23 protein-coding genes and 1 riboswitch are annotated in these 23,284 nt (G+C 71.0%); of the genes, 9 read left to right on the top strand and 14 right to left on the bottom strand.

The window, feature by feature from the left end:
* Nucleotides 1-152 precede the first annotated feature (152 nt).
* The 7 genes from D466_RS22860 to D466_RS0111350 form a co-directional block, all read right to left on the bottom strand.
* Nucleotides 153-527 carry a hypothetical protein gene (locus tag D466_RS22860; RefSeq protein WP_018913843.1) on the bottom strand — a complete coding sequence of 125 codons (375 nt, stop codon included), beginning with the start codon at nucleotides 525-527 and terminating at the stop codon, nucleotides 153-155.
* A 90-nt stretch (nucleotides 528-617) separates the two neighbouring features.
* Nucleotides 618-1,163: a hypothetical protein gene (locus tag D466_RS0111375; protein ID WP_018913842.1), complete on the bottom strand. Its 546-nt coding sequence runs from the start codon at nucleotides 1,161-1,163 to the stop codon at nucleotides 618-620.
* A 122-nt stretch (nucleotides 1,164-1,285) separates the two neighbouring features.
* Entirely contained in the window at nucleotides 1,286-1,660 is a 375-nt protein-coding gene (locus D466_RS0111370) for a hypothetical protein (protein ID WP_018913841.1), read from the bottom strand.
* Entirely contained in the window at nucleotides 1,657-2,112 is a 456-nt protein-coding gene (locus tag D466_RS21535) for a hypothetical protein (RefSeq protein ID WP_018913840.1), read from the bottom strand. The genes D466_RS0111370 and D466_RS21535 overlap by 4 nt, the downstream gene beginning before the upstream one ends.
* Before the next feature lie 183 nt (nucleotides 2,113-2,295).
* Nucleotides 2,296-2,670 carry a hypothetical protein gene (locus tag D466_RS22855; protein ID WP_156004218.1) on the bottom strand — a complete coding sequence of 125 codons (375 nt, stop codon included), beginning with the start codon at nucleotides 2,668-2,670 and terminating at the stop codon, nucleotides 2,296-2,298.
* Nucleotides 2,667-3,653, bottom strand: coding sequence for a hypothetical protein (locus tag D466_RS0111355; protein ID WP_018913838.1), 987 nt, complete (start codon nucleotides 3,651-3,653; stop codon nucleotides 2,667-2,669). The genes D466_RS22855 and D466_RS0111355 overlap by 4 nt, the downstream gene beginning before the upstream one ends.
* Nucleotides 3,654-3,791: 138 nt before the next feature.
* On the bottom strand, nucleotides 3,792-4,718 hold the full coding sequence (locus D466_RS0111350; RefSeq protein ID WP_018913837.1) for a LysR substrate-binding domain-containing protein: 927 nt from the start codon (nucleotides 4,716-4,718) through the stop codon (nucleotides 3,792-3,794).
* Nucleotides 4,719-4,905: 187 nt separating this feature from the next.
* Here D466_RS0111350 and D466_RS0111345 point away from each other — a divergent pair, with 187 nt between their 5' ends.
* Nucleotides 4,906-5,748 carry a class II aldolase/adducin family protein gene (locus D466_RS0111345; RefSeq protein ID WP_018913836.1) on the top strand — a complete coding sequence of 281 codons (843 nt, stop codon included), beginning with the start codon at nucleotides 4,906-4,908 and terminating at the stop codon, nucleotides 5,746-5,748.
* A 264-nt stretch (nucleotides 5,749-6,012) separates the two neighbouring features.
* Here the strand turns inward: D466_RS0111345 and D466_RS0111340 are convergent, their stop codons facing one another.
* Nucleotides 6,013-6,687 (bottom strand): GntR family transcriptional regulator, encoded by a 675-nt coding sequence (locus D466_RS0111340; protein WP_018913835.1) that lies wholly within the window; start codon nucleotides 6,685-6,687, stop codon nucleotides 6,013-6,015.
* 258 nt (nucleotides 6,688-6,945) lie between these two features.
* Between D466_RS0111340 and D466_RS0111335 the strand changes: the two genes are divergently transcribed.
* A complete protein-coding gene (locus tag D466_RS0111335) occupies nucleotides 6,946-8,496 on the top strand; it encodes a Rieske 2Fe-2S domain-containing protein (RefSeq protein WP_018913834.1) in 1,551 nt (516 codons plus the stop codon).
* Nucleotides 8,489-9,454 carry a PDR/VanB family oxidoreductase gene (locus D466_RS0111330; protein ID WP_018913833.1) on the top strand — a complete coding sequence of 322 codons (966 nt, stop codon included), beginning with the start codon at nucleotides 8,489-8,491 and terminating at the stop codon, nucleotides 9,452-9,454. The genes D466_RS0111335 and D466_RS0111330 overlap by 8 nt, the downstream gene beginning before the upstream one ends.
* 18 nt (nucleotides 9,455-9,472) lie before the next feature.
* Here D466_RS0111330 and D466_RS0111325 read toward each other — a convergent pair whose 3' ends face one another.
* Nucleotides 9,473-10,393 (bottom strand): DMT family transporter, encoded by a 921-nt coding sequence (locus D466_RS0111325; RefSeq protein WP_018913832.1) that lies wholly within the window; start codon nucleotides 10,391-10,393, stop codon nucleotides 9,473-9,475.
* A 126-nt stretch (nucleotides 10,394-10,519) separates the two neighbouring features.
* On the opposite strand from D466_RS0111325, the gene D466_RS0111320 reads away from it, so the two are divergent.
* Nucleotides 10,520-11,035: a BON domain-containing protein gene (locus tag D466_RS0111320; protein WP_026285169.1), complete on the top strand. Its 516-nt coding sequence runs from the start codon at nucleotides 10,520-10,522 to the stop codon at nucleotides 11,033-11,035.
* Here the strand turns inward: D466_RS0111320 and D466_RS0111315 are convergent.
* A complete protein-coding gene (locus tag D466_RS0111315) occupies nucleotides 11,008-11,910 on the bottom strand; it encodes a LysR family transcriptional regulator (protein ID WP_018913830.1) in 903 nt (300 codons plus the stop codon). The genes D466_RS0111320 and D466_RS0111315 overlap by 28 nt on opposite strands.
* 111 nt (nucleotides 11,911-12,021) lie before the next feature.
* Between D466_RS0111315 and D466_RS0111310 the strand changes: the two genes are divergently transcribed.
* Nucleotides 12,022-12,996 carry a DMT family transporter gene (locus D466_RS0111310; RefSeq protein WP_156004226.1) on the top strand — a complete coding sequence of 325 codons (975 nt, stop codon included), beginning with the start codon at nucleotides 12,022-12,024 and terminating at the stop codon, nucleotides 12,994-12,996.
* A 64-nt stretch (nucleotides 12,997-13,060) separates the two neighbouring features.
* Here the strand turns inward: D466_RS0111310 and D466_RS0111305 are convergent, their stop codons facing one another.
* The 4 genes from D466_RS0111305 to gcl are packed head-to-tail and all read right to left on the bottom strand — an operon-like array spanning nucleotide 13,061 to nucleotide 17,972.
* Complete coding sequence (locus D466_RS0111305; protein ID WP_018913828.1) at nucleotides 13,061-14,374, bottom strand: glycerate kinase; 1,314 nt, start codon at nucleotides 14,372-14,374, stop codon at nucleotides 13,061-13,063.
* Between the two features lie 19 nt (nucleotides 14,375-14,393).
* Nucleotides 14,394-15,317, bottom strand: coding sequence for a 2-hydroxy-3-oxopropionate reductase (gene glxR / locus D466_RS0111300; protein WP_018913827.1), 924 nt, complete (start codon nucleotides 15,315-15,317; stop codon nucleotides 14,394-14,396).
* A gap of 20 nt (nucleotides 15,318-15,337) precedes the next feature.
* Nucleotides 15,338-16,129, bottom strand: a complete 792-nt coding sequence (gene hyi / locus D466_RS0111295) for a hydroxypyruvate isomerase (protein WP_018913826.1) — start codon at nucleotides 16,127-16,129, stop codon at nucleotides 15,338-15,340.
* Nucleotides 16,130-16,175: 46 nt separating this feature from the next.
* Nucleotides 16,176-17,972, bottom strand: a complete 1,797-nt coding sequence (gene gcl / locus D466_RS0111290) for a glyoxylate carboligase (protein ID WP_026285168.1) — start codon at nucleotides 17,970-17,972, stop codon at nucleotides 16,176-16,178.
* Nucleotides 17,973-18,113: 141 nt separating this feature from the next.
* Between gcl and D466_RS0111285 the strand changes: the two genes are divergently transcribed.
* From D466_RS0111285 to glcF, 4 genes are all read left to right on the top strand, one after another.
* Nucleotides 18,114-19,019, top strand: coding sequence for a LysR family transcriptional regulator (locus tag D466_RS0111285; protein ID WP_018913824.1), 906 nt, complete (start codon nucleotides 18,114-18,116; stop codon nucleotides 19,017-19,019).
* A 69-nt stretch (nucleotides 19,020-19,088) separates the two neighbouring features.
* Nucleotides 19,089-20,609, top strand: a complete 1,521-nt coding sequence (locus D466_RS0111280) for an FAD-linked oxidase C-terminal domain-containing protein (protein ID WP_018913823.1) — start codon at nucleotides 19,089-19,091, stop codon at nucleotides 20,607-20,609.
* Between the two features lie 22 nt (nucleotides 20,610-20,631).
* The gene (glcE, locus tag D466_RS0111275; protein ID WP_018913822.1) at nucleotides 20,632-21,750 is read left to right on the top strand and encodes a glycolate oxidase subunit GlcE; all 1,119 of its coding nucleotides are present in this window, start codon (nucleotides 20,632-20,634) and stop codon (nucleotides 21,748-21,750) included.
* 27 nt (nucleotides 21,751-21,777) lie between these two features.
* Nucleotides 21,778-23,010 carry a glycolate oxidase subunit GlcF gene (gene glcF / locus D466_RS0111270; protein ID WP_018913821.1) on the top strand — a complete coding sequence of 411 codons (1,233 nt, stop codon included), beginning with the start codon at nucleotides 21,778-21,780 and terminating at the stop codon, nucleotides 23,008-23,010.
* A 181-nt stretch (nucleotides 23,011-23,191) separates the two neighbouring features.
* Nucleotides 23,192-23,277: riboswitch (cyclic di-GMP riboswitch) on the top strand.
* Nucleotides 23,278-23,284: the final 7 nt, after the last annotated feature.

Below are 23,284 nucleotides of genomic sequence, written 5' to 3'. Positions count from 1 at the left end.
GGGCCGCCATGCCTTGAAGAAAATCCAGTCCCATGGAGAACGGACCGCGCGAAGCGCGATGCAGCCTGCGCACGATCAGCCCATGGACAAGCCACCAGCTGCGGGTGATCGGGTTCCTGCGCAAACGACCCTAACCACTGTCGCAGTTTCCTTCATCCCGCCGAGCAGGCTGCCCTCCAGGCCAGGAACAGCAGCACGGTCAGCACATGCGCGGCATAGCAGGCGCGGCCCAGCACGCGGTCGGCGCGCGTGGTGTGGGCGCGAATGGTGGCGGCGTGGAAGTGGGCCATGGGGTTTGCGTAGCGGTCCAGGTAGTCCAGTACGCGCCGCGGCCAGGACAGAGCAAGGGCGACGTGCAGCACGATCGTGCCGGGGATGATCTCCACGCCCAGCCGGTCCCGCGTCTGCGGACATCGGAGCAGGGGCCGTACCGTGTACAGTCCGAACACGAGCAGCAGACTCACCCAGGCCAGGAAGCTGAAGAAAAATCCTCGCAGCAGCAGCGCCTGCAGGCCCAGGCTGCTCATGGCCGTCTCACCGGGCTCGCGGGCAGCAGAGTGCTCCCGCTTGCATGGCCACGCCCGCGATGGATCCCGACCGTAGTCCGCTCGATTCCCTCATCGCCGCTTGTCCAGTACGTCGTCCCACCATCTGTCGAGCCTGTTGCGCCCGAAGCGCGCGATGCGCCATAGCCGGGCTCTCTCCCCGAAGGTCAGTGCGCTGGCCAGGATGGCCAAACCGAGCAGGAACACGGCTGCATGACCGGCGGCGATGGCCGAGCCGGTCACGGCACCCCACTGCAGCATGTCCGCGGCCCAAAGGACCATCGGGATACTCAACTGGATGGTCCGATAGGCGAAACGCGCCAGGCGGCGTTCCCACGGAGCCGTGTTCCGGAGCAGTGCCGTGGGGTCCGCGGACAGCGAGCGCAAAGGGGTCATCGGGTGCATGCGTACGAGACTTCGGGAACTGCTGAGCGCCGCGGCTGCGTTGAGGGTCGCGAAGCCCGGCAGCGGACGCCAGCCCAGCAAGTCCTGAAGTTCGGGATGCCTGCGCAGACGCCGCACCGTGATGCAACCAAAGACCGTCATCGCCGCCAGACCGCAAAGAAGGACGAGACAGGCCCCGAATTCAATCAGCTTGAAGGCTTGGTCGTCCGTCATGATCCATTTCTCAGTTTGCGATGCGCGCCGGTGCAGGCGGTGATTTCATGCGAGGCAGTCGTACAGGGGATACGCCACGATCCACGCACAGGTCAGGGTTCGCGGCGATTCGCACCACGGGTTCATGCGAACCGGTCATGCATGGCCGCTACCGCCACCAGCACCACGAAGAGGATTTGCGACCCGTAGCACAGGCGCGCCAGGCAGCGGTCCAGCAGTCTCGTGTGCGCGTACACAGTCTGCGAGTGGGCGCGGAACATGGCTAGCGGGCGGGAGTCGAAGTAGCGCCCCGCCGCACGGGACCATGACAGCGTGGATGCCACGTTCCAGGTCTGCCAGCCCGGGAAGATGTCCAGACCCAGACGGTAGCGGGTCCGAGGGTCCCGGAGCAGGCGGCGCACCGTGACCAGCCTCAGCAGCACGAAGGTCATGACATGCACGCCCAAGCAGAAAATGCCGCAGAAGGCGCTTACCGTGATGAAGTCGAGGCGTCTCATGGTGAAAGCGCTGGGCTATTTGTGGAGGGGCCGTAGATGCTCTGTGCGAATTGTTTGCCCCAATAGTCCGCGATGCTGGACCCGGCGACGACGGTGGCGGTCGCGGCCAGCCCCACTCCCAGGATCACGACCCAGCCGACAGGGGTCGCAGCAAGCATTACCTCGATCGTGCCCAAGGCCGCAGCCGTCAACAGGCGTCCCGCGGTGACACTCGCCGCGAATCCGGCTGTCTCCACAAAGGCCTTGCGCTGCCAATCGTCCCCGCTCTCGTAGGCCTCGAACACCTCGTCCGTGCGCAGGCCGAGGTCGACGATGACCATCGTGCGGCCGACCAGCCGGGTGTGCCGGCTCATGTCGACCAGGCCGTGGGCCTCGATCTGGGAGCCTACGTCCAGGCGGGCGACCTTGTGTTCCTTCCTCACCAGATCGGGCATCTGGCGACGGTCGGACATCAGCGTGCGTTGGCGCGGGCGCAAGCGTTGGGTCGAGACGTCGAGCTCGGTCGGGTGCGGGCTAGCGAAGCAGCCTAGGCCGAGTCGAATTCCGGCATTTCCCACACGTGTGAAGTCCCATGCGCCGCCGCGGGCAGGCGCTCCACGCACAGGTCAAGGCTCGCGGCCGTTCGCACCACGGCTTCATGCGAGCCGGTCATAGGCGGCCAAGGCCAGCAGCAGCACGACGATCAGGACTTGCGAGCCATAGCACAGGCGCGCCAGGCAGCGGTCCAGCAGGTTCGTGTGCGCGTACACGGTCTGCGAGTGGGCGCGGAACATGGCCAGCGGGCGGGAGTCGAAATAGCGCCCTGCCGCTCTGGGCCAGGACAGAGTTGTTGCCACGTTCAGGGTCTGCCAGCCAGGGAAGATGTCCAGACCCAGGCGGTTGCGGGTCTGAGGATCCCGGAGCAGGCGCCGCACCGTGATCAGCCTGAGCAGCGCGAAGGTGGTCCAGTACACGCCCATGCAGACAACGAGGCAGAGGGATCCCGCCACGAAGATGCGGAGGTGATTCATGGTGACGGCGCTGCGCGGTTGGTGGAAAAGTCGTAGAGGCTCGCTGCGATTTGCTTGCCCAAATAGTCCGCGCCGCTGGACCCGGCGACGATGGCGGCAGTCGCGGCCAACCCTACTCCCAGGATCACGATCCAGCCGACAGGGGTCGCGGCAAGCATCACCTCGATCGTGCCCAGGGCCGCGCCCGTCAACAGGCGTCCCGCGGTGAAGCTCGCCGTGAAGCCTCCAGCTTCCACAAAGGCCTTGCGCTGCCAATCGTCCCCGCTCTCGTAGGCCTCGAATACATCGTCCACCCGCATGCCGAGATCCACCATGACCATCGTCGGGCCGACGAACCTGGTGGATCGGCTCAGGCCGACGATGGCGTGGGCCTCGATCTGGGAGCCGACGTCCAGCCGCGCGACCCTGCGTTGTTGACGCACCAGATCGGGCATCTGGCGACGGTCGGACATCAGCGTGCGCTGGCGCGGGCGCAAGCGTTGGGTCGAGACGTCGAGCTCGCGAGCGAAGCGCTGGTTGAGGTCGGAGCCCGATTGCACGAGTTTGCCGTGCGCCTCCGCCAGGGCGGCCTTGTTGTTCGCCGCTCCTTTGCGTGTGGCCCGGTGGTAGGCCACCATGTTGCGCTGATGCTCGCGCACGGCGTCGACGAATTGCTCGATGCGCCCACTGTAGAGATCGGCGCCGGCTCCTACGCCGGCCACCCCGTAGCGGCGTAGATCCCCGGTCAGATCCGCGAGCCCCAGCGTGGTCGAGGCTCCGAAATCGAAGCACATCTCGGTGAGCAACTGGCCGTGGGGCTGGAGCATGGAGCAGACGGCGTGCTCGCCGGGGTCGTGGCAGGCCCCGAGCAGGTAGGGGCTATGGGTGCGAAGCACCTCGGGCTGGCCGCCGCGGCTGTCGCGGATGCAGTCTTCGGGGATGCCCAGATCCCGGCACAGGGAATCGGTAGCGGTGGCGTTGCGGCAAAGAAGCAGGCTGGGCATGGTGTCGGGTTCGGTCGGGTGCGGGCTGGCGATGCAGCCTAGGCCGAGTCGAATTCCGGCATTTCCCACACGCGGCATGTCCCATGCGCCGCCGCGGGCAAGCGCGCCCGTGCATGCAACGGGCCTGCGCGAGCGGAATCAGGCGGCGCTGGCGCCCTCGGCGGCGGCCTGGGCGAGCAGCCAGTCGCGGAAGGCGGCGATGCGCGGCTGGGCGGCCTCGCCGCGCCGGCAGGACAGGAAGTGCAGGCTGCGCTCGAACACCGGCAGGCCCGGTGCCGCGAGCTCCACGAGCTCGCCGCGGCGAAGTTCGCGTTCGGCCAGGCGAGTGCTTTCCAGCACCACGCCCATGCCGTCCACCGCGGCGGAGATGCCCAGCGCCGCGCGGTCGAAGGAGGCGCGGATGCCCGCGCGCGGCTGCAGGCCGCAGGCGCCGAACCACTCGCTCCAGTTCACCGGACTGAGCTGGGACTCGATCAGCGGCAGGCGCGAGACCAGCTCGGCCACCCGGCGCTGGTTCGAGCGAGGGGACGGGTCGTCCTGCAGCAGGCGCGGTGCGCACAGCGGCGCGATGCGCTCGGTGCCCAGCGGCCAGGTCTGCAGCTCGGCCCGCTCCAGCGCGTGGCCGTAGGAAATGGCCACGTCCACTTCACGCACCCGCGACAGATCCAGCGGCTCGGCTCCGGTGGACAGGCGGATGGCCACGTCGGCGTGGGCGCGCGCGAAGTCCGCCAGGCGCGGGCCCAGCCACTGCGTGGCCAGGCTGGGCGAGCAGTGCACGGCCAGCACCTGCGCCTGCGGTGCCAGCGCCACTTCCTGGCAGGCTGCCTCCACCACGTCGAACACCCGGCTCAGGCTGTCCAGCAGGCGGCGTGCCTGGGGCGTGGGCTCCACGCGCCGGTTGGCGCGCAGGAACAGCGGGCAGCCGAAGTACTGCTCCAGCTCGCGGATCTGGTGGCTGATGGCCGACGGCGTGCGGTGCAGCTCCTGCGCCGCCAGCGCGAAGCTCTCGAGCCGCGCGGCCGCCTCGAAGGCGCGCAGCAGCACGAAATTGGGAATGCGCCGCATCGAATCCGCCTCACCGTGTTTGCAGATGCATGAATGGCATTCATGCTTTCATGAACAGTCCTCGTTTGTCAACGCGGTGCCGCGGCGCGACCATGCGAAGCATCGACGCATCCCCGCTTTCGTCTCCCGCGCCCCGCGCGCGATGCCTGCGGGGACGGCGCCTTTCGCCAAACCACGAGGAACCGACATGGCCGCAGTGTTGCAGACTCCCGCCCAGGACATCGACCTGAAGGGTCGTGTATCGATCTACCAGCCGGAGCAGCCCGGACTGGTGTTTCCCGAGATCCCGCGTTTCGAAAGCCACGCGGCGCACCGCGAGCACCTGAAGCAGCGCCTGGTGGCCGCCTGCCGCGCCTTCGCGTTGCAGGGCTTCGACTACGGCTTCGCCGGGCACCTGACCATTCGCGACCCCGAGCACCCGCAGCTGTACTGGACCAACCCGATGGCGGTGCATTTCTCGCAGGTGAAGGTGTCCAACCTGATCCTCGCCGACCACGAGGGCAAGGTGGTCGAGGGACGCCACGCCATCAACCGCGCCGGCTTCGTGCTGCACGCCGCGGTGCATGAGATGCATCCGGACATCCTCGCCATGTGCCACGCGCACACGGTGTACGGCACCGCCTTCGCGTCGCTGGGCCGGCCGCTGGAGCCCATCAGCCAGGACGCCGCGGCCTTCTACGAGGACCACGTGGTGATCGGCGACGAAGCGGGGCAGGTGGCCGTGGAGGTCAAGGCCGGGCACAAGGTGGCGCATGCCTTCAAGGGCGTGAAGGCAGCCATCCACCAGAACCACGGCCTGCTCACCGCCAGCCGCCACAGCATCGAGTCGGCGGCCTTCTGGTTCATCGCGCTGGAGCGCTGCTGCCAGCAGCAGCTGATGATCGACGCCAGCGGCCACAAGCCGCGCCTGGTGAGTCCGGAGCGCGCGCGCTACAGCCGCGAGCACGTGGGCAGCGAGTACATCGGCTGGCTGCATTTCCAGCCCATCTGGGAACAGATCAGCCGAACCCAGCCCGACATGTTCGATTGATGGACGGCCCCCACGCTCGCTTCGCTCGCTGCCCCCCAGGGGGGCTCAGCCGGCTTGGGGCGGCCCGGCGCCGGCTGATGGACGGGGCCCCCACGCTCGCTTCGCTCGCTGCCCCCCAGGGGGGCTCAGCCGGCTTGGGGCGGCCCGGCGCCGGCTGATGGACGGCCCCCACGCTCGCTTCGCTCGCTGCCCCCCGAGGGGGCTCAGCCGCCTTGGGGCGGCCCGGCGCCGGCTGATGGACGGCCCCCACGCTCGCTTCGCTCGCTAGGCGCTGCGCTCGGCGAGGACTTCGCCGAGGCGCTCCAGCAGGTTGCGGCGGGCGTTGTCGGTGTGCTGTTCGACCAGCTGCGCGGCGAGCTCGGCGTCGCCGGCCTTCACGGCCTCGGCGATGGCCTGGTGCTCGTCCCAGATGGCGTCGCGTGAGCCGGACGCCTGCAGCACCGCGCCCATCACGCGCCGCAGGTGCACCCAGTGGGTCTGCGCGCTTTGCGCGATCAGGGGGTTGCCGGAGGCCTCGTACAGCGCATGGTGGAAGGCCACGTCGGCGTCGATCAGGGCCTTCACGTCCTTGCCCCGCGAGGCGCGCCGTCCGGCGGCGATCAGCGCCGGGTCGATGCGCGTGCCGCGCCTGGCGGCCAGGCGCGCGGCCAGCGCGTCCAGCGCGCCTCGCACCTCGTAGAGCTTGCCGATGGCCTGCGGGTCCAGCGGCGTCACCAGCAGCCCGCGCCCGGGCGCGTCCTGCACCAGCCCGTCCTTTTTCAGCAGGCGCAGGGCCTGCAGCACCGGGGAGCGCGACACCGAGAGCTGCTCGGCGATCTCCTCCTGGGTCAGGCGTTCGCCCGGCGCCAGGCTGCCGTCGCTGATCGCGTCGAGCAGCACGCGATAGACCTCTTCGACGTAGTCGGTACGGGACGGAAGGCGGGCGAGGGCGAGGCTCATGGAGGGGCGGGCGATGCGCGCGGCGGCACGCGGGAAGGTGCGCGGTACAGGCTAGGACCGCGCGGCGCCGGGCGTCAATGCCCGGGCCCGGGCTGCATTGTGCCTTGTGCCGCCCACGGGTTTACCCGAGTGTCTGACATGCCGGAATCCCGATATCTTTGTATACAGAGTTCAGAACGCAGAAGTCGGATCATCGCGGCGCGCGGAGCTCCCGCGCGCCTCCCAGGTTCTCCCAAGGTTTCCCAGCTGGAGTGATGCATGAGCTGTCCCTCGGACAAGATGGAAAAGGGCGGTGCCACCGCCGGCGCGGTGCCCGCCGTGAAAAAACTGATCCCCTACGGGGGCTACTACACCAACCGCACGCCCGAGCATGATCCGGAGATCACCGAGACCGATCCCGGCACGCCGCTGGGCGAATACATGCGGCGTTTCTGGCACCCGGTGTGCATGTCCATGGAACTCACGGACACGCCTCGGTTCCTGAAGATCCTGGGCGAGGAACTGGTGGCCTTCCGCGACGGCAGCGGGCGCGTCGGCCTGCTGCATGCGCACTGCGCGCACCGAGGCGCCTCGCTGGAGTACGGCGCCATCCAGGAGCGCGGCATCCGCTGCTGCTACCACGGCATGGTGTTCGACGTGGACGGCAGTTGCCTGCACGTGCCCTTCCCGAAGGGCGAGGAGGCCGAGGCCGAGAAGTACGCCTGCTCCATCCGCCAGGGCGCCTACAAGGCCTTCGAGCGCAACGGCCTGGTGTTCGCCTACATGGGCCCGCCCGAGGAGGAGCCTCCCTTCCCCGAGTGGGAGGGCAACTTCACGGTGATGCCCGGTGACGAACTGGTGCCCTTCAGCAACTTCCAGCATTGCAACTGGCTGCAGGTGCAGGACAACGCCGCCGACAACTTCCACACCGCCGCGCTGCATGCCGGCAAGAACGTGGTGGGCGGGCATTTCCAAGGCACCACCTTCGACGAGGTCGGCGCGGCGTCGATGGAAGTGGCGCCCGACATGCAGTTCATTCCGGTGCAGCAGGGCCGCAGCCTGGCCTGCGCCGGCGCGCGCCGCTCGGACGACCAGCACATGTTCGTGCGCGTGCAGCACCAGGTGCTGCCCAACCTGAGCCTGCACGCCTACACCTCGGAGGACGGCAAGGCGCGCAAGCTGTTCAGCCGATTCAACATCATCCGCTGGACCGTCCCGGTGGACAACGAGAACAGCAAGATGATCGGCTGGCGCGTGCTGGGCCCGGGCATCGACACCCGCGGCGTGGGCGACAAGGACCTGGTCGGCTACGAATCCATCGACTTCCTGGAAGGGCAGGTGGCGCTGCGCCGGCCGCAGCGCTTCGGCAAGTACTCCATCCACGACATGCCGCCGATTCCCTCCAACCACCGCGAGCGCGAGCACTACAAGCAGGCGCAGTACGCGCCTGGCGACTACGAGGCCATCATCAGCCAGCGCCCCATCGCCGTGCACAAGCTGGAGAACCCCACCAAGCTGGACGCCGGGCTGTACCTGTTCCGCAAGATGCTGCGCGACGCCGTCCGTGGCACCAACCCCGCGGCCAGCCCGCAGAACTTCGCGCAGTGGCTGCGCGAGATCGGCGGCGCACCCAACAGCTTCTGCTCGGGCAACGTCTTCGACCTGCCGCTGGCCGCCACCACCGAGGAAGAGATCGCGCGCCGCCGCAGGATCTCCCGCGGCGTGGTGAACATCCTGATCGAGGCCGAATCCATGCAGGGCGAGCAGCGCACGGAGTTCGTGCGCCAGCGCATGGAGGCGCTGGAGCGCGAGGTGCGCGGCGATGCCTGAGCTCGAACTGCTGGTGCGCCAGATCCGCCTGGAGGCGCGCAACATCCACTCCTACGAACTGGTGCACCCGCGGGGCGAGGAGCTGCCGGGTTTCGAGGCCGGCGCGCACATCGACGTGCAGGTGGCCGAGGGCCTGGTGCGCCAGTACTCGCTGAGCAACCCGCCGGGCGAGCGCCACCGCTACGTCATCGGCGTGCTGCGCGACGAGCAGGGGCGGGGCGGCTCGCGCGCGCTGCACGACAGCTGGCGCGTGGGCGCGCGGGTGCGCGTGAGCGAGCCGCGCAACCACTTCGCCCTGCGCCCCGGCGCCGGCCGCGTGCTGCTGCTGGCCGGCGGCATCGGCGTGACGCCGTTGAAGGCCATGGCGCACCAGTTGCACGCGCGGGGGGCCGACTACGAACTGCACTATTGCGCGCGCGACGAGCACAGCGTGGCCTTCGCCGACGAATTGCGCGCGGGGCTGGCTCCGGCGCGCCTGCACCTGCACCTGGACGGGGGCGATCCCTCGCGCGGCCTGGACATCGCCGCGCTGCTGGCGCGCGAGCGCCGCGAGGGCGCGCAGGTCTACTACTGCGGCCCGGCCGGCTTCATGCGGGCCTGCGCCGCCGCCGCCGAGGTCTGGCCCGCCGGCAGCGTGCATTGCGAGCATTTCAAGGCGCCGGACAAGCCCGCGGCCGCCGCCGACGCGCCTGCCGCGGGCGGCTTCACGCTGCAGATCGCCAGCAGCGGGCTGCGCCTGCAGGTGCCCGCGCAGCGCAGCGTCGTGGAGGTGCTGCGCGAGGCCGGCATCGAGGTGCCCACGTCCTGCGAGGCCGGGCTGTGCGCCACCTGCAAGACGGGGTACCTGCAGGGGGAGGTCGACCACCAGGACTGCATCCTCGGCCCCGAGGAGCAGTGCACCCACTTCACGCCCTGCGTGTCGCGGGCGCGCAGCGAGCTGCTGGTGCTGGACCTTTAATCGAACCGCGGGCGGGGCTCAGGCACGCAGCACGCGTGCGCCGAGCCCCGCCAGTATGCGGTGCAGGCTGACCACCAGGATGCCGGCGAACATCAGCGCCGCGCCGGCGACGAAGCGCGCGCTCAGCGGCTCGTGCAGCAGCAGCGCGCCCAGCGCGACCCCGAACACCGGGGTCATGAACGAGAAGATGCCCAGGCGCGAGGCCAGGTAATGGCGCAGCAGCCAGAACCAGGCGAGGAAACTGGCGAAGGACACCACCAGCGCCTGGAAGCCCAGTTCCAGCCAGGCCTGGGTGCTGGGGCGGATGTGGGTCTCCCCCAGCAGCCAGGAGGCGGGCAGCAGCAGCACGAAGGCGCCCAGCAGCTGCCACAGCAGGGTCATCGTGGGCGGCGTGCTCGACAGGCGGCTGAGCCGGATGGTCACGGTGGTGGCACCCCAGCAGGCTCCGCCGCCCAGCGCCATGGCGTCGCCCAGCAGCCCGGCCGGGCCCAGGCCCGCCCCGGCTCCCGGCCCGAGGAAGGCCATCGCCACGCCGCCGAAGGCCATCGCCACGCCCGCCCACTGCAGGCCCGACAGGCGCTCGGCCGGCAGGCGCAGGTGCAGCCCCAGCGCGGCGAACACCGGAGCGGTGTAGAGGAACACCACCGTGTGCGAGGCCGTGGTGTAGCGCAGCGCCTGGCCCACCAGCAGGTATTCGCTGGCGAACAGCGCGGCGCAGGCCAGGCCAGGGCGCCATGGCGCCCAGTCGAAAGGCTCGCGCTGCAGGCGCATCAGGGCGGCCACCAGCAGCGCGGCGATGCCCGAGCGCAGGGCGATCTGCAGCAGCGGGGAGATGTCGGCCCCGAAGGCCTTGAGCGCGACCTGCTGCAGGCCCCAGATCAGGCACAGCAGGGTCATCAGCGAACTGGCGCGGGCGTCGATCGGCAGGCGGGAATCCATCGTGGGTCGGGGCGGCGTGGCCAATCCCGCATTGTGCCGCCCGGCGCGGCGGCGCGCTGGCACCGGCGGCCCGCCAAGGCCTATAGTCGGGCCGGGCTCGTGCCGGGGGTTCCGGGGAGAACAGCCATGCAAGCCAGGCTTCGATACATGCGCTGGGCGGCGGCCGCGGCCGCCACGCTGGGCTTGGGCGCCACGGCCGCCGCGGCCGACCGCGTGTTGATCAATCCCTTCCACGACCCCTTCGAGCAGGTCACGCGCGCCGCGGGCGCATGCCCGGCCCCGCAGCCGCCCAGCTACACCGAGCACGACATGCACCTGGCCGAGCACCACCGCGTGGAGCAGGGCAACAGCTGCTACCTCGCCGGGCGCTGCCGCTACTCCAGCAGCTTCGACTACGACGCCGGCATCGCGCGCGCCTTGAGCGCGCGCCTGCGCGCCGCGCCGCAACTGCGCGGCAGCTCGGTGTGGATCCTCGTGCAAGGGCGCTTCGTGCAACTGCAGGGCTGCGTGCGCGACTCCGCGCAGGCGCGTGCGGCCGAGGCCATCGCGCGCGCCACCCCCGACGTGCAGGCGGTGCTGCCCGAGCTGCGCGTGGGGGCGCGCGGGCACCTGCCCTACACCCCCGCCTCGGCTCCCCGGTAGACCTGCAGCAGGTAGTCGATGAACACCCGCGCCTTGGGCGGCAGGCGGCGATTGGGCAGGTACAGCAGGTGGATGCCGGCAGCGGTGTCGGGGGCCCAGTCGCCCAGCACCTCGCGCAGGCTGCCGCGCTGCAGGTCCTCGCGCACCGTGTAGTCGCGCACGCGCAGCAGGCCCAGTCCCTGGCGGCCCGAACGCAGCAACAGCTCGGAGTGGTTGCTGCGCAGCCTGCCGCGCACGACGATCTCCACGCGCTCGCCCGCGCGCTCGAAATCCCAGCGCGTGGCGCCCTCGAACTGCGGGTAGGTGAGGCAGTCGTGGTGCGCGAGCTCCGCCGGGTGCGTGGGCACTCCGGCGCGGCGCAGGTACTCGGGCGAGGCGCAGACCACGCGGCGCAGCCCGTGCAGCGTGCGCGCCACCAGGCCTTCGGGAGGCCGCTCGGTGAGCCGGATGGCCAGGTCGAAACCTTCGTCGGCCAGGTCCACCTGGCGGTCGCTGGCGTCGATGTCCAGGCTGATCTCCGGGTAGCGGGCGAGGAAGCCGGGCAGCAGCGGGGCCAGTTCGGTGGCGGCGAAGCTCACCGGCGCGCTCAGGCGCAGTTCCCCGCGCGGCGCGTCGTGCAGGTGCAACACGCCTTCCTGCGCGGCGCGGGCGTCCTCCAGCAGGCGCAGGCAGTGGCCGTGGAACACCGTGCCCGCCTCCGTCAGGCTCAGGCGCCGCGTCGTGCGGTGCAGCAGCCGGGCCTCGAGTTCGCGCTCCAGGCGCGCCACGTGCTTGCTCACCGCCGGCAGCGACATGCCCAGGCTGCGCGCGGCCGCGGAGAAGGAATGTTCGTCGACCACGCGCGCGAACACCCGGCAGGCTTCCAGGTCGATCATGACATTGTTTCCATGATGGAAAGAATTTTGTGCCAGATCTATGGATTATCCAATGAATCGGAAACTCCTAGCATGAGCTTCCATCGCTTCGATTCGCTGAAGGAGTACGCCATGGCTTCGAATTCCCCGCAAAGGGCCCGCCTGCAGGGCTTGCTGATGCTGTGCCTGGCCGGCACCGCCTGGGGCGGCATGCTGCCGGTGGGCAAGTCGCTGTTCGGGCACCTGGACCCCATCGTGCTGACCGCGCTGCGCTACGGCCTGGCGGCCCCCCTGTTCCTGGCCGCGCTGGCCTGGCGAGAAGGCCGCGCCGCGCTGAGCCTGCAAGGCCGGGGCCTGCGCCTGTGGTTGCTGGGCACGCTGGGCTTCGCCGGTTTCAACCTGCTCGGCTTCGAGGGCTTGCGGCACACCCAGCCGGAGCAGGCCTCGGTGATGGTGGCCCTGATGCCCCTGATGACCGCGCTGGTGCAGTGGGCCTGGCGCGGCCAGCGCCCGGCGCGCGCCACGCTGGCGTCGATCCTGCTGGCGCTGGCGGGGGTGCTGCTGGTGCTCAGCGGCGGGCACCTCGGACAGCTTCTGCACGGCGGCGGCACGCAGGGGGACGCCATGGTGCTGGCCGGCGCGCTGTGCTGGGTGGCCTACACGCTGGGCGCGAAGTCCTTCGCGGGCTGGTCGCCGCTGCGCTACACGGCCCTGAGCTGCGGCCTGGGAGCGCTGAGCATCGCGGCCATCGCGCTGGCCGGCATGGCCGGCGGCCACTTGCGCGTGCCGGACGCGCAGGACCTGCGCGCCAGCGCCTGGGGCATGGCCTATCTGGTGCTGCTGGCGGCCTTCGTCGCCGTGCTGGGCTGGAACGCCGGCATCGCCCGCATCGGCCCCACCGCCGGCGTGCTGTTCATCAACCTGGTGCCGGTGACGGCCTTCGCCATCGGCGCGCTGCAGGGCTACCACTTCGGCGCGGCCGAAGTGCTGGGGGCCCTGCTGGTGACGGGCGCGCTGGTGCTCGACAGCAGCTTCGCGCTGCTGGCCGCTCGCGCCGCGAGGCGCCGTGCCCGCGGCGCGTCCGGCGCGGCCTGCCCCGCCGTCTGAGAAGGCGCGGGACCGGCGGCCCGCGCGCTGCGCTCCCGGCCAGGTGAGCCGGGGGCGCGGTCCTTCAGCTTCGCGTCGCCGCGCGGCCTTGCACCAGGATGGCGCGGAAGTCGTTCACGTTGGTCATCGTGGGCCCGGTGAGCACCGAATCGCCCAGGGCCGAGAAGAACCCGTGCCCGTCGTTGTCGTCCAGGCTGTCGGCCGCGCGGATTCCCGCCGCGCGCGCGCGCTCCAGGGTGTCGGGCCGCAGCAGGGCGCCGGCGATGTCCTCGGCGCCGTCCACGCCGTCGGTGTCGCCGGCCAGCGCCCACACCCCGGGCTCGCCGCGCAGCGCCAGGCCCAGCGCGAGCAGGAATTCCACGTTGCGGCCCCCGCGGCCCTTGCCCCGCACGGTCACCGTGGTCTCGCCGCCCGACAGCAGCACGCAGGGCGCCGCGAAGGGCTCGCCGTGGCGCGCCACGTACTGCGCCATGCCGGCCATCAACTTGCCCACTTCTCGCGCCTCGCCTTCGAGGGCGTCGCCCAGCAGGTGCACCGCGTAGCCCGCCTCGCGCGCCACCTCGGCGGCGGCCTGCAGCGCCAGGCGCGGCGCGGCCACCATGCGGAACTCGGCGCGCGCCAGTCGCGGGTCGCCGGGCTTGACCGATTCGCCCTGCCCGCTGCGCAGCAGTTCCAGCGCGGCCGGCGCGAGCTGCACGCCGTGGCGTCGCACGATGTCCAGCGCGTCGGCGCAGCTGCTGGGGTCGCCCACGGTGGGGCCGGAGGCGATGTCCACCGGGTCGTCGCCGGGCACGTCGGAAATCGCCAGGGTCAGCACGCGCGCCGGGTGGCAGGCGGCGGCCAGGCGGCCTCCCTTGATGCCCGACAGGTGCCGGCGCACGCAGTTCATCTCGCCGATGCCGGCGCCGCAACGCAGGAGCTCGCGGTTGAGCGCCTGCTCGTCGGCCAGTTCCAGCCCCGGCAGGGGCAGCGGCAGCAGCGCGGAGCCGCCGCCGGAGATCAGGCACAGCACCAGGTCGTCGGGGCCGAGCCCGCGCACGAGTTCGAGCATGCGTTGCGCGGCGCGCAGCCCGGCCTCGTCGGGAACCGGGTGCGCGGCCTCGACGATCTCGATGTGCCGGCAGGGCGCCGCGTAGCCGTAGCGGGTGACCACCAGGCCCTCCAGCGGGCCCTGCCAATGCGCCTCCACCGCCTGCGCCATGGCTGCCGAGGCCTTGCCGGCGCCGATCACCACCACGCGCCCGCGCGGTGCCCGGGGCAGATGCGGCGGCACGCACAGCGCCGGCTGCGCGCTGGCTACCGCGGCGTCGAACATGCGCCGCAGCAAGGCGGCGGGATCCTGGGACTTCGGGTTGTCTTGCGGGCGCGGCGTGGGCATGCGGGTGGGGCTTTCGGGTTCAGGCCTGCGCCGGCGGCGTCTGGCCGATCTCGAAGTTTGCCAGCTTTTCCAGCGCGCGCACCATGGCGGAGTGATCCCAGGCGCGTCCGCCATGGGCGGCGCAGGCGTTGAACAGCTCCTGCGCGGTGGCCGTGTTGGGCAGCGACACTCCCAGCGCGCGCGCGCTGGCCAGCGCCAGGTTCAGGTCCTTCTGGTGCAGCTCGATGCGGAAGCCCGGGTCGAACGTGCGCTTGACCATGCGCTCGCCGTGCACCTCGAGGATCTTCGACGAGGCGAAGCCGCCCATCAGCGCCTGGCGCACCCGCGCCGGATCGGCGCCGGCGCGCGCGGCGAACAGCAGGGCCTCGGAGACCGCCTCGATGTTCAGCGCGACGATGATCTGGTTGGCCACCTTCGCGGTCTGGCCGTCGCCATTGGCGCCGACCAGGGTGATGTTCTTGCCCATCAGCTCGAACAAGGGGCGCACGCGCTCGAACACCGCCGGCTCGCCGCCCACCATGATGGACAGCGTGGCGTTCTTCGCGCCCACTTCGCCGCCGGACACCGGTGCGTCGAGGTAGTCGCAGCCCAGCGCGCGGATGCGGGCGGCGAACTCCTTGGTGGCGATGGGGGAGATGGAACTCATGTCCACCACCACCTTGCCCGGGCTCAGGCCCTCGGCGACGCCGGCCGGCCCGAACAGCACGGCCTGCACGTCGGGGGTGTCGGGCACCATGACGAACACCACGTCGGCCCTGCGGGCCACGTCCAGCGCGTTGTCGCAGCGCACCGCGGTGCTGTCGGCGATCAGCTGCGCAACCTTGCCGCGGGTATGCACGAACAGCTGGTGTCCGGCGGACGCGAGATGGGCGGCCATCGGTGCGCCCATGATGCCCAGGCCGATGAAGCCGAGCTTTTGCGAGGGAATGGCGGGTTGGCTCATGAAGGGGGCTCCGTGGGTTCTCAGCGGCCGGCGCCGCGGCTGGCGGCCGGCATCCAGCCCAGTCCGGCCTCGGTGGCGGCGGCGGGCTTGTACTCGCAGCCGATCCAGCCGGTGTAGCCGATGCGGTCCAGGTGCGCGAACAGGAAGGGGTAGTGAATCTCGCCGCTGCCGGGCTCGTTGCGCCCGGGGTTGTCGGCGATCTGCACGTGCGCGATGCGCGCGAGATGCTTCCGCAGGGTCGCCGCCAGTTCGCCTTCCATGCGCTGGGCGTGGTAGATGTCGTACTGCAGGAAGGCGTTCGGGGCGCCGACCTCGTCGAGGATGTCCAGCGCCTGGTCGCTGCGGTTGACCAGGAAGCCGGGGATGTCGAAGGTGTTGATCGGCTCGATCAGCAGCTGGCAGCCCGCGCGCTCCAGTTCAGCGGCCGCGTAGCGCAGGTTCGCCACCAGCGTGGCGCGCAGCACGGCCGGGTCGGCCCCGGCCGGCGCCTTGCCGGCCAGGCAGTTGAGCTGGCCCACGCCCAGCACCCGGGCGTATTCCAGCGCGGTGGCCACGCCCGCGCGGAACTCGTCGACCCGCTCGGGCAGGCAGGCGATGCCGCGCTCGCCGGCATCCCAGTCGCCGGCCGGCAGGTTGTGCAGCACCAGGCGCAGCTTGTGCTCGTCAAGCAGCTCGCGCAGGGTCGCGGCCGGCCAGGCGTAGGGGAACAGGAACTCCACCGCCTCGAAGCCGGCGGCGGCGGCGCGCCCGAAGCGTTCGAGGAAGGGAGCCTCGGTGAACAACATGCTGAGGTTGGCTGCGAATCGCGGCATCGCGGGGTCTCCGTGTCGTGGCGGGATCGGGGGCTTCATGCGGGGATCATTCGAGCAGGCCCGCCCGTTCCAGGCCCGCTCGTCCCTCGGGGTGGCGGCAGTCGATGTCCTCGAACTCCACCACGTTGTCGATCTCGGTGCCCATCGAGATGTTGGTCACGCGCTCCAGGATCACCTCCACCACCACCGGCACGCGATGCTCGCGGGCCAGCTCGCGGGCCTGGCGCAGCGCCGCGCCGATGAGTCCCGGCTCGGTCACGCGCAGCGCCTTGCAGCCCAGGCCCTGCACCACGGCGACGTGGTCCACGCCATAGCCGCGCACGCCCGATTCGTCGTCGGCCATGTTCTGGTTCTCGAAACCCAGCTGCACGCAATAGTCCATGTCGAAGTTGCGCTGCGCCTGGCGGATCAGCCCCAGGTAGCTGTTGTTGACCAGCACGTGCACGTAGGGCAGGCGGAACTGCGCTCCCACCGCCAGTTCCTCGATCAGGAACTGGAAATCGTAGTCGCCCGACAGGCCCACGACCGTGCGCGTGGGGTCGGCGGCCACCACCCCCAGCGCGGCCGGGATGGTCCAGCCCAGCGGGCCGGCCTGCCCGCAGTTGATCCATTGGCGCGGACCGTACACCCCCAGGAACTGGGCGCCGGCGATCTGCGACAGGCCGATCGTCGACACGTACACCGTGTCGCGCGGGAAGGCCTGGTTCATCTCCTGGTACACCCGCATGGGCTTGATGGGCTTGTCGTCGTAGTCGCTCCTGCGGTGCATCAGGCGCTTGCGCTCGGCGCAGCGCGCGGCCCAGGTCCCGTAATTCCTGAGCTGCCCGGCGGCCTTGCGTTCGCGCGCGGCCTGCACGAACAGTTCCAGCGCGGCGCGCGCGTCGCTGACGATGCCGTAGTCGGGCATGAACACACGGCCGATCTGCGTCGGCTCGATGTCCACGTGCACGAAGCGGCGGCCGCGGGTGTAGACGTCGATGGAGCCGGTGTGGCGGTTGGCCCAGCGGTTGCCGATGCCCAGCACGAAGTCGCTGGCCAGCAGCGTGGCGTTGCCGTAGCGGTGGCTGGTCTGCAGGCCGCACATGCCGGCCATCAGCGCATGGTCGTCGGGAATGCTGCCCCAGCCCATCAGCGTGGGGATCACCGGCACGCCGGTGAGTTCGGCGAACTCGACCAGCAGTTCCGAGGCGTCGGCGTTGATGATGCCGCCGCCGGCCACGATCACCGGCTTGTTCGACTCCAGCAGCATGTCCAGCGCCTTGTCGACCTGCCGGCGCGTGGCCGCGGGCTTGTACACCGGCAGCGGCTCGTAGGTGTCGATGTCGAACTCGATGGAGGCCATCTGCACGTCCACCGGCAGGTCGATGAGCACCGGCCCCGGGCGTCCCGAGCGCATCAGGTGGAAGGCCTGCTGGAATACGCGGGGGACCAGGGCCGGCTCGCGCACGGTGACCGCCCACTTGGTCACGGGCTTGGCGATGGACTCGATGTCCACCGCCTGGAAGTCTTCCTTGTACAGGCGCGCGCGCGGCGCCTGGCCGGTGATGCACAGGATGGGGATGCTGTCGGCGATGGCCGAGTACAGGCCGGTGATCATGTCGGTGCCGGCCGGCCCCGAGGTGCCGATGCACACGCCGATGTTGCCGGCGCGCGCCCGCGTGTAGCCCTCGGCCATGTGCGACGCCGCCTCGACGTGGCGCGCCAGCACGTGGGCGATGGACTGGCGCTCGCGCAGCGCCGCGTACAGCGGGTTGATGGCGGCGCCGGGCACGCCGAAGGCCTGGCTGATGCCTTCCTTCTCCATCACCAGCACGGCGGCCTGGGTGGCCAGCATTCTTGCCATGGTCGATTCTCCGGTTGCAAGGGGGCAGGGTGCGCAGCGGATTCTGACCAGTGCGGGTTCGCGCCGGAAGGGATCCGCGGGGCATATTGCTTATTCCATGGTGGAATGGACAGGGTGCCGCGCCTGTGGCCTACTTCGCCCATGGAACGCATGCAGGACGTCCGCCTGTTCATCCGGGTCGTCGACCTCGGATCCTTCAGCCGCGCCGCGGCCGAGCTGGGCATCGGCCAGCCGGCTGCGACCAAGCAGATCGCGCACATGGAAAGGCGCCTGGGCGCGCGCCTGCTGCACCGCTCCACGCACGGCGTGTCGCCGACCGAGATCGGGCTGCTGTACTACGACAAGTGCCGGCTCATCGCGCACCATGCCGAGGAGGCGCAGAGCGTGGCCGCGCTGCTGCAGTCGCAGGTGCAGGGCGGGCTGCGGGTGAGCACCTCGGTGGGTTTCGGGCGGCGCGTGCTGGCGCCGCGCCTGATGCAGTTCATGCGCATCAATCCCCAGCTGCAGGTCGACCTGGCGGTCGACGACCGCTACGTCGACCTCGTCGAGCAGGGCACCGACGTGGCCATTCGCATGGGCCGGCTGGCCGACTCCACACTGGGCGCGCGCTACCTGGGGGTCAACCCCTGGCTGGCGGCGGCCGCGCCCGAGTACCTGGAGGCCCGGGGGACGCCCGAGCACCCGCGCGAGCTGGCCGCGCACGAGGCGCTGGTGTACAGCTCGGTGCAGGGCGACGCCCGCTGGCATTTTTCCGGGCCCGGGCATCAGGCGGCCGTGGTGCCGGTGCGCGGGCGCCTGCGCTCGAACAGCCTGTCCACGCTGCTGGAGGCGGCCTGCGAAGGCATGGGGGTGGCCATCCTGCCCTGGTACGTGGCGCACGCCGAGGTACGCAAGGGCCGGCTGCTCGCGCTGCTGCCGCAGTGGTCGCTGCCCTCGCAGGAGATCCACGCCGTCTATCCCTCGCCCAACATGGTGCCGGCCAAGGTGACGCGTTTCGTCGACTGGCTGCAGGGCAAGTTCGGCGAGCGCTGGTGGACCCAGTCCTAGTCCACTTCGCCACTGGGGCACAATTCGACGACTGCGCCACGCGCCATGGATTCGAGGAGAACCGCCATCATGTCCACGAGTTCCGTCACCACCGCCACGCAGGGCGCGGCCCCGCCATCGCCGGGGCAGGCCGCCGATGCGCGCGCCGCGCTGGTGGCGGCGTTGGCCGGGCAACTGCCCGCGCATGCGCTGCTGCTGCGCGACGACGAGACCACGTCCTACGAATGCGACGGCCTGGCCGCCTACCGCCAGCGCCCGCTGGCCGTGTGCCTGCCGGAGAACGAGCAGCAGGTGGTCGCGGTGCTGCGCGCCTGCCATGCGCTGGGCCTGCCGGTGGTGGCGCGCGGCGCCGGCACCGGGCTGTCGGGCGGCGCGCTGCCTCTGGCCGGCGGCGTCACGCTGTCGCTGGCGCGCCTGAACCGCATCCAGTCCATCGACCCGGTGGCACGTGTGGCGCTGGTGCAGAGCGGGGTGCGCAACCTGGCCATCTCGGAGGCCGCGGCGCGCCATGGCCTGTACTACGCCCCGGATCCGTCCAGCCAGATCGCCTGCACCATCGGCGGCAACGTGGCCGAGAACTCCGGCGGCGTGCACTGCCTCAAGTACGGACTGACCGTGCACAACGTGCTGCAGGTGCGCGGCTACACGGTGGAGGGCGAGCCCATCACCGTGGGCAGCCTGGCCGGCGACAGCGCCGGGCCCGACCTGCTGGCCGCCGTGATCGGCAGCGAGGGCATGCTGATGGTGGTCACCGAGGTGGTGGTGCGCCTGATTCCGCGCCCGCAGCTTGCGCGCTGCATCATGGCCAGTTTCGACGACCTGCGCAAGGCCGGCGACGCGGTGGCCGGGCTGATCGCGGCCGGCATCATTCCGGCGGGCCTGGAGATGATGGACAAGCCCATGACCGTCGCCGTCGAGGCCTTCGTGCATGCCGGCTACGACTGCGAGGCGGCGGCCATCCTGCTGTGCGAGTCCGACGGCACGCCCGAGGAGGTGGCCGAGGAGATCGAGCACATGAGCGCGGTGCTTCAGGGCTGCGGGGCCACGGCGATCGCCGTCAGCCGCGACGAGGCCGAGAGGTTGCGCTTCTGGAGCGGGCGCAAGAACGCCTTTCCGGCCTCCGGGCGCATCTCGCCCGACTACTACTGCATGGACGGCACCATTCCGCGCAAGCGCATCGCCGACATGCTGCAGGCCATCCAGGCCATGGAGCGCGAGTTCGATCTGCGCTGCGTCAACGTGTTCCACGCCGGCGACGGCAACCTGCACCCGCTGATCCTGTTCGACGCCAACGAGGCGGACCAGATGGAGCGCGCCGAGGCCTTCGGCGCGAAGATCCTCGAGACCTGCGTCGAGATGGGCGGCTCGATCACCGGCGAGCACGGCGTGGGCGTGGAGAAGATCAACTCCATGTGCGTGCAGTTCTCCGCCGAGGAACGCGAGCAGTTCCTGGCGCTTCGCCGCGCCTTCGACCCGGACGAGCGCCTCAACCCCGGCAAGAACATTCCCAGCCACGCGCGCTGCGCCGAGTACGGCCGCATGCACGTGCGCCGCGGCCAGCTTCCCTTCGCGGAACTGCCGCGTTTCTGAACCTTCCCGAGCGCCACCCCCCGTGCAAGCATCCGACACCGTCAGCGCCCTGCAGGAGCAGGTGCGCCGGGCCCTGGCCGAGCGCAGGCCCCTGCTGCCCCGCGGCGGCGCCAGCAAGCGCTGGCTCGACCCCGATCCGGCGCACAGCCGCGGCGCGCACGTGCTGGACATGCGCGCGCATGCCGGCATCGTCGCCTACGAGCCCAGCGAACTCTACGTGACCGCCCGCGCCGGCACGTCGCTGGCCGAGCTCGAGCAGCTGCTGGCCGGCCAGGGCCAGTGCCTGCCCTGCGACCCGCCGCGCTTCGCGCGCGACGGCAGCGGCGCCACCGTGGGCGGCATGGTGGCCAGCGGCCTGTCGGGGCCGGGGCGCCTGAGCGTGGGCGCCGTGCGCGATTTCGTGCTCGGCGCCAGCCTGCTCAGCGGCCGCGCGGAGGTGCTGCAGTTCGGCGGCCAGGTGATGAAGAACGTCGCCGGTTTCGACGTCTCGCGCCTGCTGGCCGGCTCCATGGGCTCGCTGGGCGCGATCCTCGAGGTGTCCCTGAAGGTGCTGCCGCAGCCGCGCGCTCAGGCCACGCTGGCCTTCGAGATGGGCGAGGGCCAGGCCATCGAGCAGGTCAACCGCTGGTGCGCCCGGCCGCTGCCCATCTCGGCCAGCGCCTGGTTCGCCGGCGACGACGGCCGCGAGCGCCTGTACCTGCGCCTGCGCGGCGCGCGCGCCGCGGTGGACGCGGCCTGCGCCGGCCTGGGCGGCGAGCGCCTGCACGAGGCGCAGGCCGAAGCGCTGTGGGCGGGGCTGCGCGAGCAGGAGCTGGACTGGTTCGCGCCCAGCTGGCAGGGCGAGGCGTCCGAGGTGCTGTGGCGCATCGCGGTGCCGTCCACGACGGGGCCGCTGGGCCTGCCCGGGCGCACGCTGGTGGAGTGGGGCGGCTCCTTGCGTTGGTTGCGCAGCGAGGCCGACGCGTCGGTGATCCGCGAGGCGGCCGTGCGCGCCGGCGGACACGCGACGCGCTTTCGCGGCGGCGACCCCGCGGTGCCGGTGTTCACGCCGCCGTCGCCCGTGCTGCTGGGCATCCATCGCCGCGTCAAGGCATCCTTCGACCCGCAGGGCCTGTTTCCCGACTGCTTCGGGCTTTCCTGAGCAGCCGCGAACCCGGCCGGAGTCACCATGCAAACCCGACTGTCTCCCGAATTCGCCGATACCCCCGAAGGCCGCGAGGCCGAGGCGATCCTGCGCGCCTGCGTGCACTGCGGCTTCTGCACCGCGACCTGCCCCACCTACCAGTTGCTGGGCGACGAGCTCGACGGCCCGCGCGGGCGCATCTACCAGATCAAGCAGGTACTCGAAGGGACCCCGGCCACGCGCAACACCCAGGTGCACCTGGACCGCTGCCTGAGCTGCCGCTCCTGCGAGAGCACCTGCCCCTCGGGCGTGTCCTACGGCCAGCTGCTCGATATCGGGCGCCGCGTGGTCGACGCCCAGGTGCCGCGCCCGCTGGGCGAGCGCGTGGCGCGCGCGGCCTTGCGCGAGGGATTGACCTCGCCGCTGTTCGCGCCGGCGCTGCGCGCCGGCCGCGCCTTGCGCGCGCTGGTGCCCGAAAGCCTGCGCGACAAGCTCGCGCAGCCGCGCCCGGCCGGCGCCTGGCCCGCGCGCGAGCATGCGCGCAAGGTGCTCGTGCCCGCCGGCTGCGTGCAGCCCGCGATGGCCCCGAACATCGATGCGGCCACGGCGCGGGTACTCGACGCCGTGGGCGTGCAGGCGCTGCGCGCCAGCGGCGGCGGCTGCTGCGGCGCGATCCGCCAGCACAACGGGAATCATGCCGGAGCGCTGGACGATATGCGGCGCAATGTCGACGCCTGGTGGCCGCTGGTGGCCGGCGGACAGATCGAGGCCATCGTGGTGAACGCCTCCGGCTGCGGGGTCATGGTCAAGGACTACGGCCGCGAACTCGCTGCCGACCCCGCCTACGCCGACAAGGCGCAGCGCATCGCGCAACTGGCGCGCGACCCCGTGGAATTCCTCGCCGGCGAGGCCGCCGCGCTGGCGGCCAGGCTGGGCGAAGGCGCCCGCGGGGGCCTGCTGGCCTGGCATCCGCCCTGCACCCTGCAGCATGGCCAGCGCCTGGGCGGGCGCGTGGAGGCGCTGATGCGCGAGCTGGGTTTCCAGCTCGCCCTGCCCGAGAACAGCCACCTGTGCTGCGGCTCGGCGGGCACCTACTCGCTGCTGCAGCCGCAGTTGTCCCATCAGCTGCGCGACAACAAGCTGCGCAGCCTGTCGGAGCTGGCGCCCGAGCGCGTGTTGTCGGCCAACATCGGCTGCATCCAGCAGCTGCAATCGGGCAGCGAGCTGCCGGTGCAGCATTGGCTGGAATTTCTCGACGACATGCTGCAGGGCGCCTGAGCGGCGCGGTGCCACCTATCGCGCTGCGTTGATCTGTCGCCCCGGGGGAGTTATGCTGCGCGTGCTTGCGGCCGGGGCCGGCAGTGCAAGGCAGGAAAGCCCGTGTTCACGGGTTTTTTTGTGGTTGCGGCCCGGGTCCTGCGGCGAGTCCGCCCGCGGAGTACGGGCGGGAACCGATTTGCACACTTGAGGGCAAACCCGCCGAAAGGCGGGGACGCAAAGCTTCCGGCCTACAGCGCACGGCGCCAGGGCAGCGGGGCTGCCGGCATGTGCG

The organism is Thiomonas sp. FB-6 (assembly GCF_000377645.1).
Taxonomy (GTDB): domain Bacteria; phylum Pseudomonadota; class Gammaproteobacteria; order Burkholderiales; family Burkholderiaceae_C; genus Thiomonas_A.
The sequence above is the reverse complement of the archived record's forward strand: the minus strand, read 5'-3'. Positions and strand labels throughout refer to the sequence as shown.

Coding starts and splice junctions, on each gene's coding strand:
- D466_RS0111370 (WP_018913841.1), bottom strand. CDS start 1,660: ATGAGACGCCTCGACTTCATCACGGTAAGCGCCTTCTGCGGCATTTTC.
- D466_RS22855 (WP_156004218.1), bottom strand. CDS start 2,670: ATGAATCACCTCCGCATCTTCGTGGCGGGATCCCTCTGCCTCGTTGTC.
- D466_RS0111285 (WP_018913824.1), top strand. CDS start 18,114: ATGGAACGCATGCAGGACGTCCGCCTGTTCATCCGGGTCGTCGACCTC.
- D466_RS0111310 (WP_156004226.1), top strand. CDS start 12,022: ATGGCTTCGAATTCCCCGCAAAGGGCCCGCCTGCAGGGCTTGCTGATG.
- gcl (WP_026285168.1), bottom strand. CDS start 17,972: ATGGCAAGAATGCTGGCCACCCAGGCCGCCGTGCTGGTGATGGAGAAG.
- D466_RS0111335 (WP_018913834.1), top strand. CDS start 6,946: ATGAGCTGTCCCTCGGACAAGATGGAAAAGGGCGGTGCCACCGCCGGC.
- D466_RS0111325 (WP_018913832.1), bottom strand. CDS start 10,393: ATGGATTCCCGCCTGCCGATCGACGCCCGCGCCAGTTCGCTGATGACC.
- D466_RS0111340 (WP_018913835.1), bottom strand. CDS start 6,687: ATGAGCCTCGCCCTCGCCCGCCTTCCGTCCCGTACCGACTACGTCGAA.
- D466_RS0111305 (WP_018913828.1), bottom strand. CDS start 14,374: ATGCCCACGCCGCGCCCGCAAGACAACCCGAAGTCCCAGGATCCCGCC.
- D466_RS0111280 (WP_018913823.1), top strand. CDS start 19,089: ATGTCCACGAGTTCCGTCACCACCGCCACGCAGGGCGCGGCCCCGCCA.
- D466_RS0111330 (WP_018913833.1), top strand. CDS start 8,489: ATGCCTGAGCTCGAACTGCTGGTGCGCCAGATCCGCCTGGAGGCGCGC.
- D466_RS0111375 (WP_018913842.1), bottom strand. CDS start 1,163: ATGACGGACGACCAAGCCTTCAAGCTGATTGAATTCGGGGCCTGTCTC.
- D466_RS0111315 (WP_018913830.1), bottom strand. CDS start 11,910: ATGATCGACCTGGAAGCCTGCCGGGTGTTCGCGCGCGTGGTCGACGAA.
- D466_RS21535 (WP_018913840.1), bottom strand. CDS start 2,112: ATGTCCGACCGTCGCCAGATGCCCGATCTGGTGAGGAAGGAACACAAG.
- D466_RS0111350 (WP_018913837.1), bottom strand. CDS start 4,718: ATGCGGCGCATTCCCAATTTCGTGCTGCTGCGCGCCTTCGAGGCGGCC.
- hyi (WP_018913826.1), bottom strand. CDS start 16,129: ATGCCGCGATTCGCAGCCAACCTCAGCATGTTGTTCACCGAGGCTCCC.
- D466_RS0111320 (WP_026285169.1), top strand. CDS start 10,520: ATGCAAGCCAGGCTTCGATACATGCGCTGGGCGGCGGCCGCGGCCGCC.
- glcF (WP_018913821.1), top strand. CDS start 21,778: ATGCAAACCCGACTGTCTCCCGAATTCGCCGATACCCCCGAAGGCCGC.
- D466_RS0111345 (WP_018913836.1), top strand. CDS start 4,906: ATGGCCGCAGTGTTGCAGACTCCCGCCCAGGACATCGACCTGAAGGGT.
- glxR (WP_018913827.1), bottom strand. CDS start 15,317: ATGAGCCAACCCGCCATTCCCTCGCAAAAGCTCGGCTTCATCGGCCTG.
- D466_RS0111355 (WP_018913838.1), bottom strand. CDS start 3,653: ATGCCCAGCCTGCTTCTTTGCCGCAACGCCACCGCTACCGATTCCCTG.
- D466_RS22860 (WP_018913843.1), bottom strand. CDS start 527: ATGAGCAGCCTGGGCCTGCAGGCGCTGCTGCTGCGAGGATTTTTCTTC.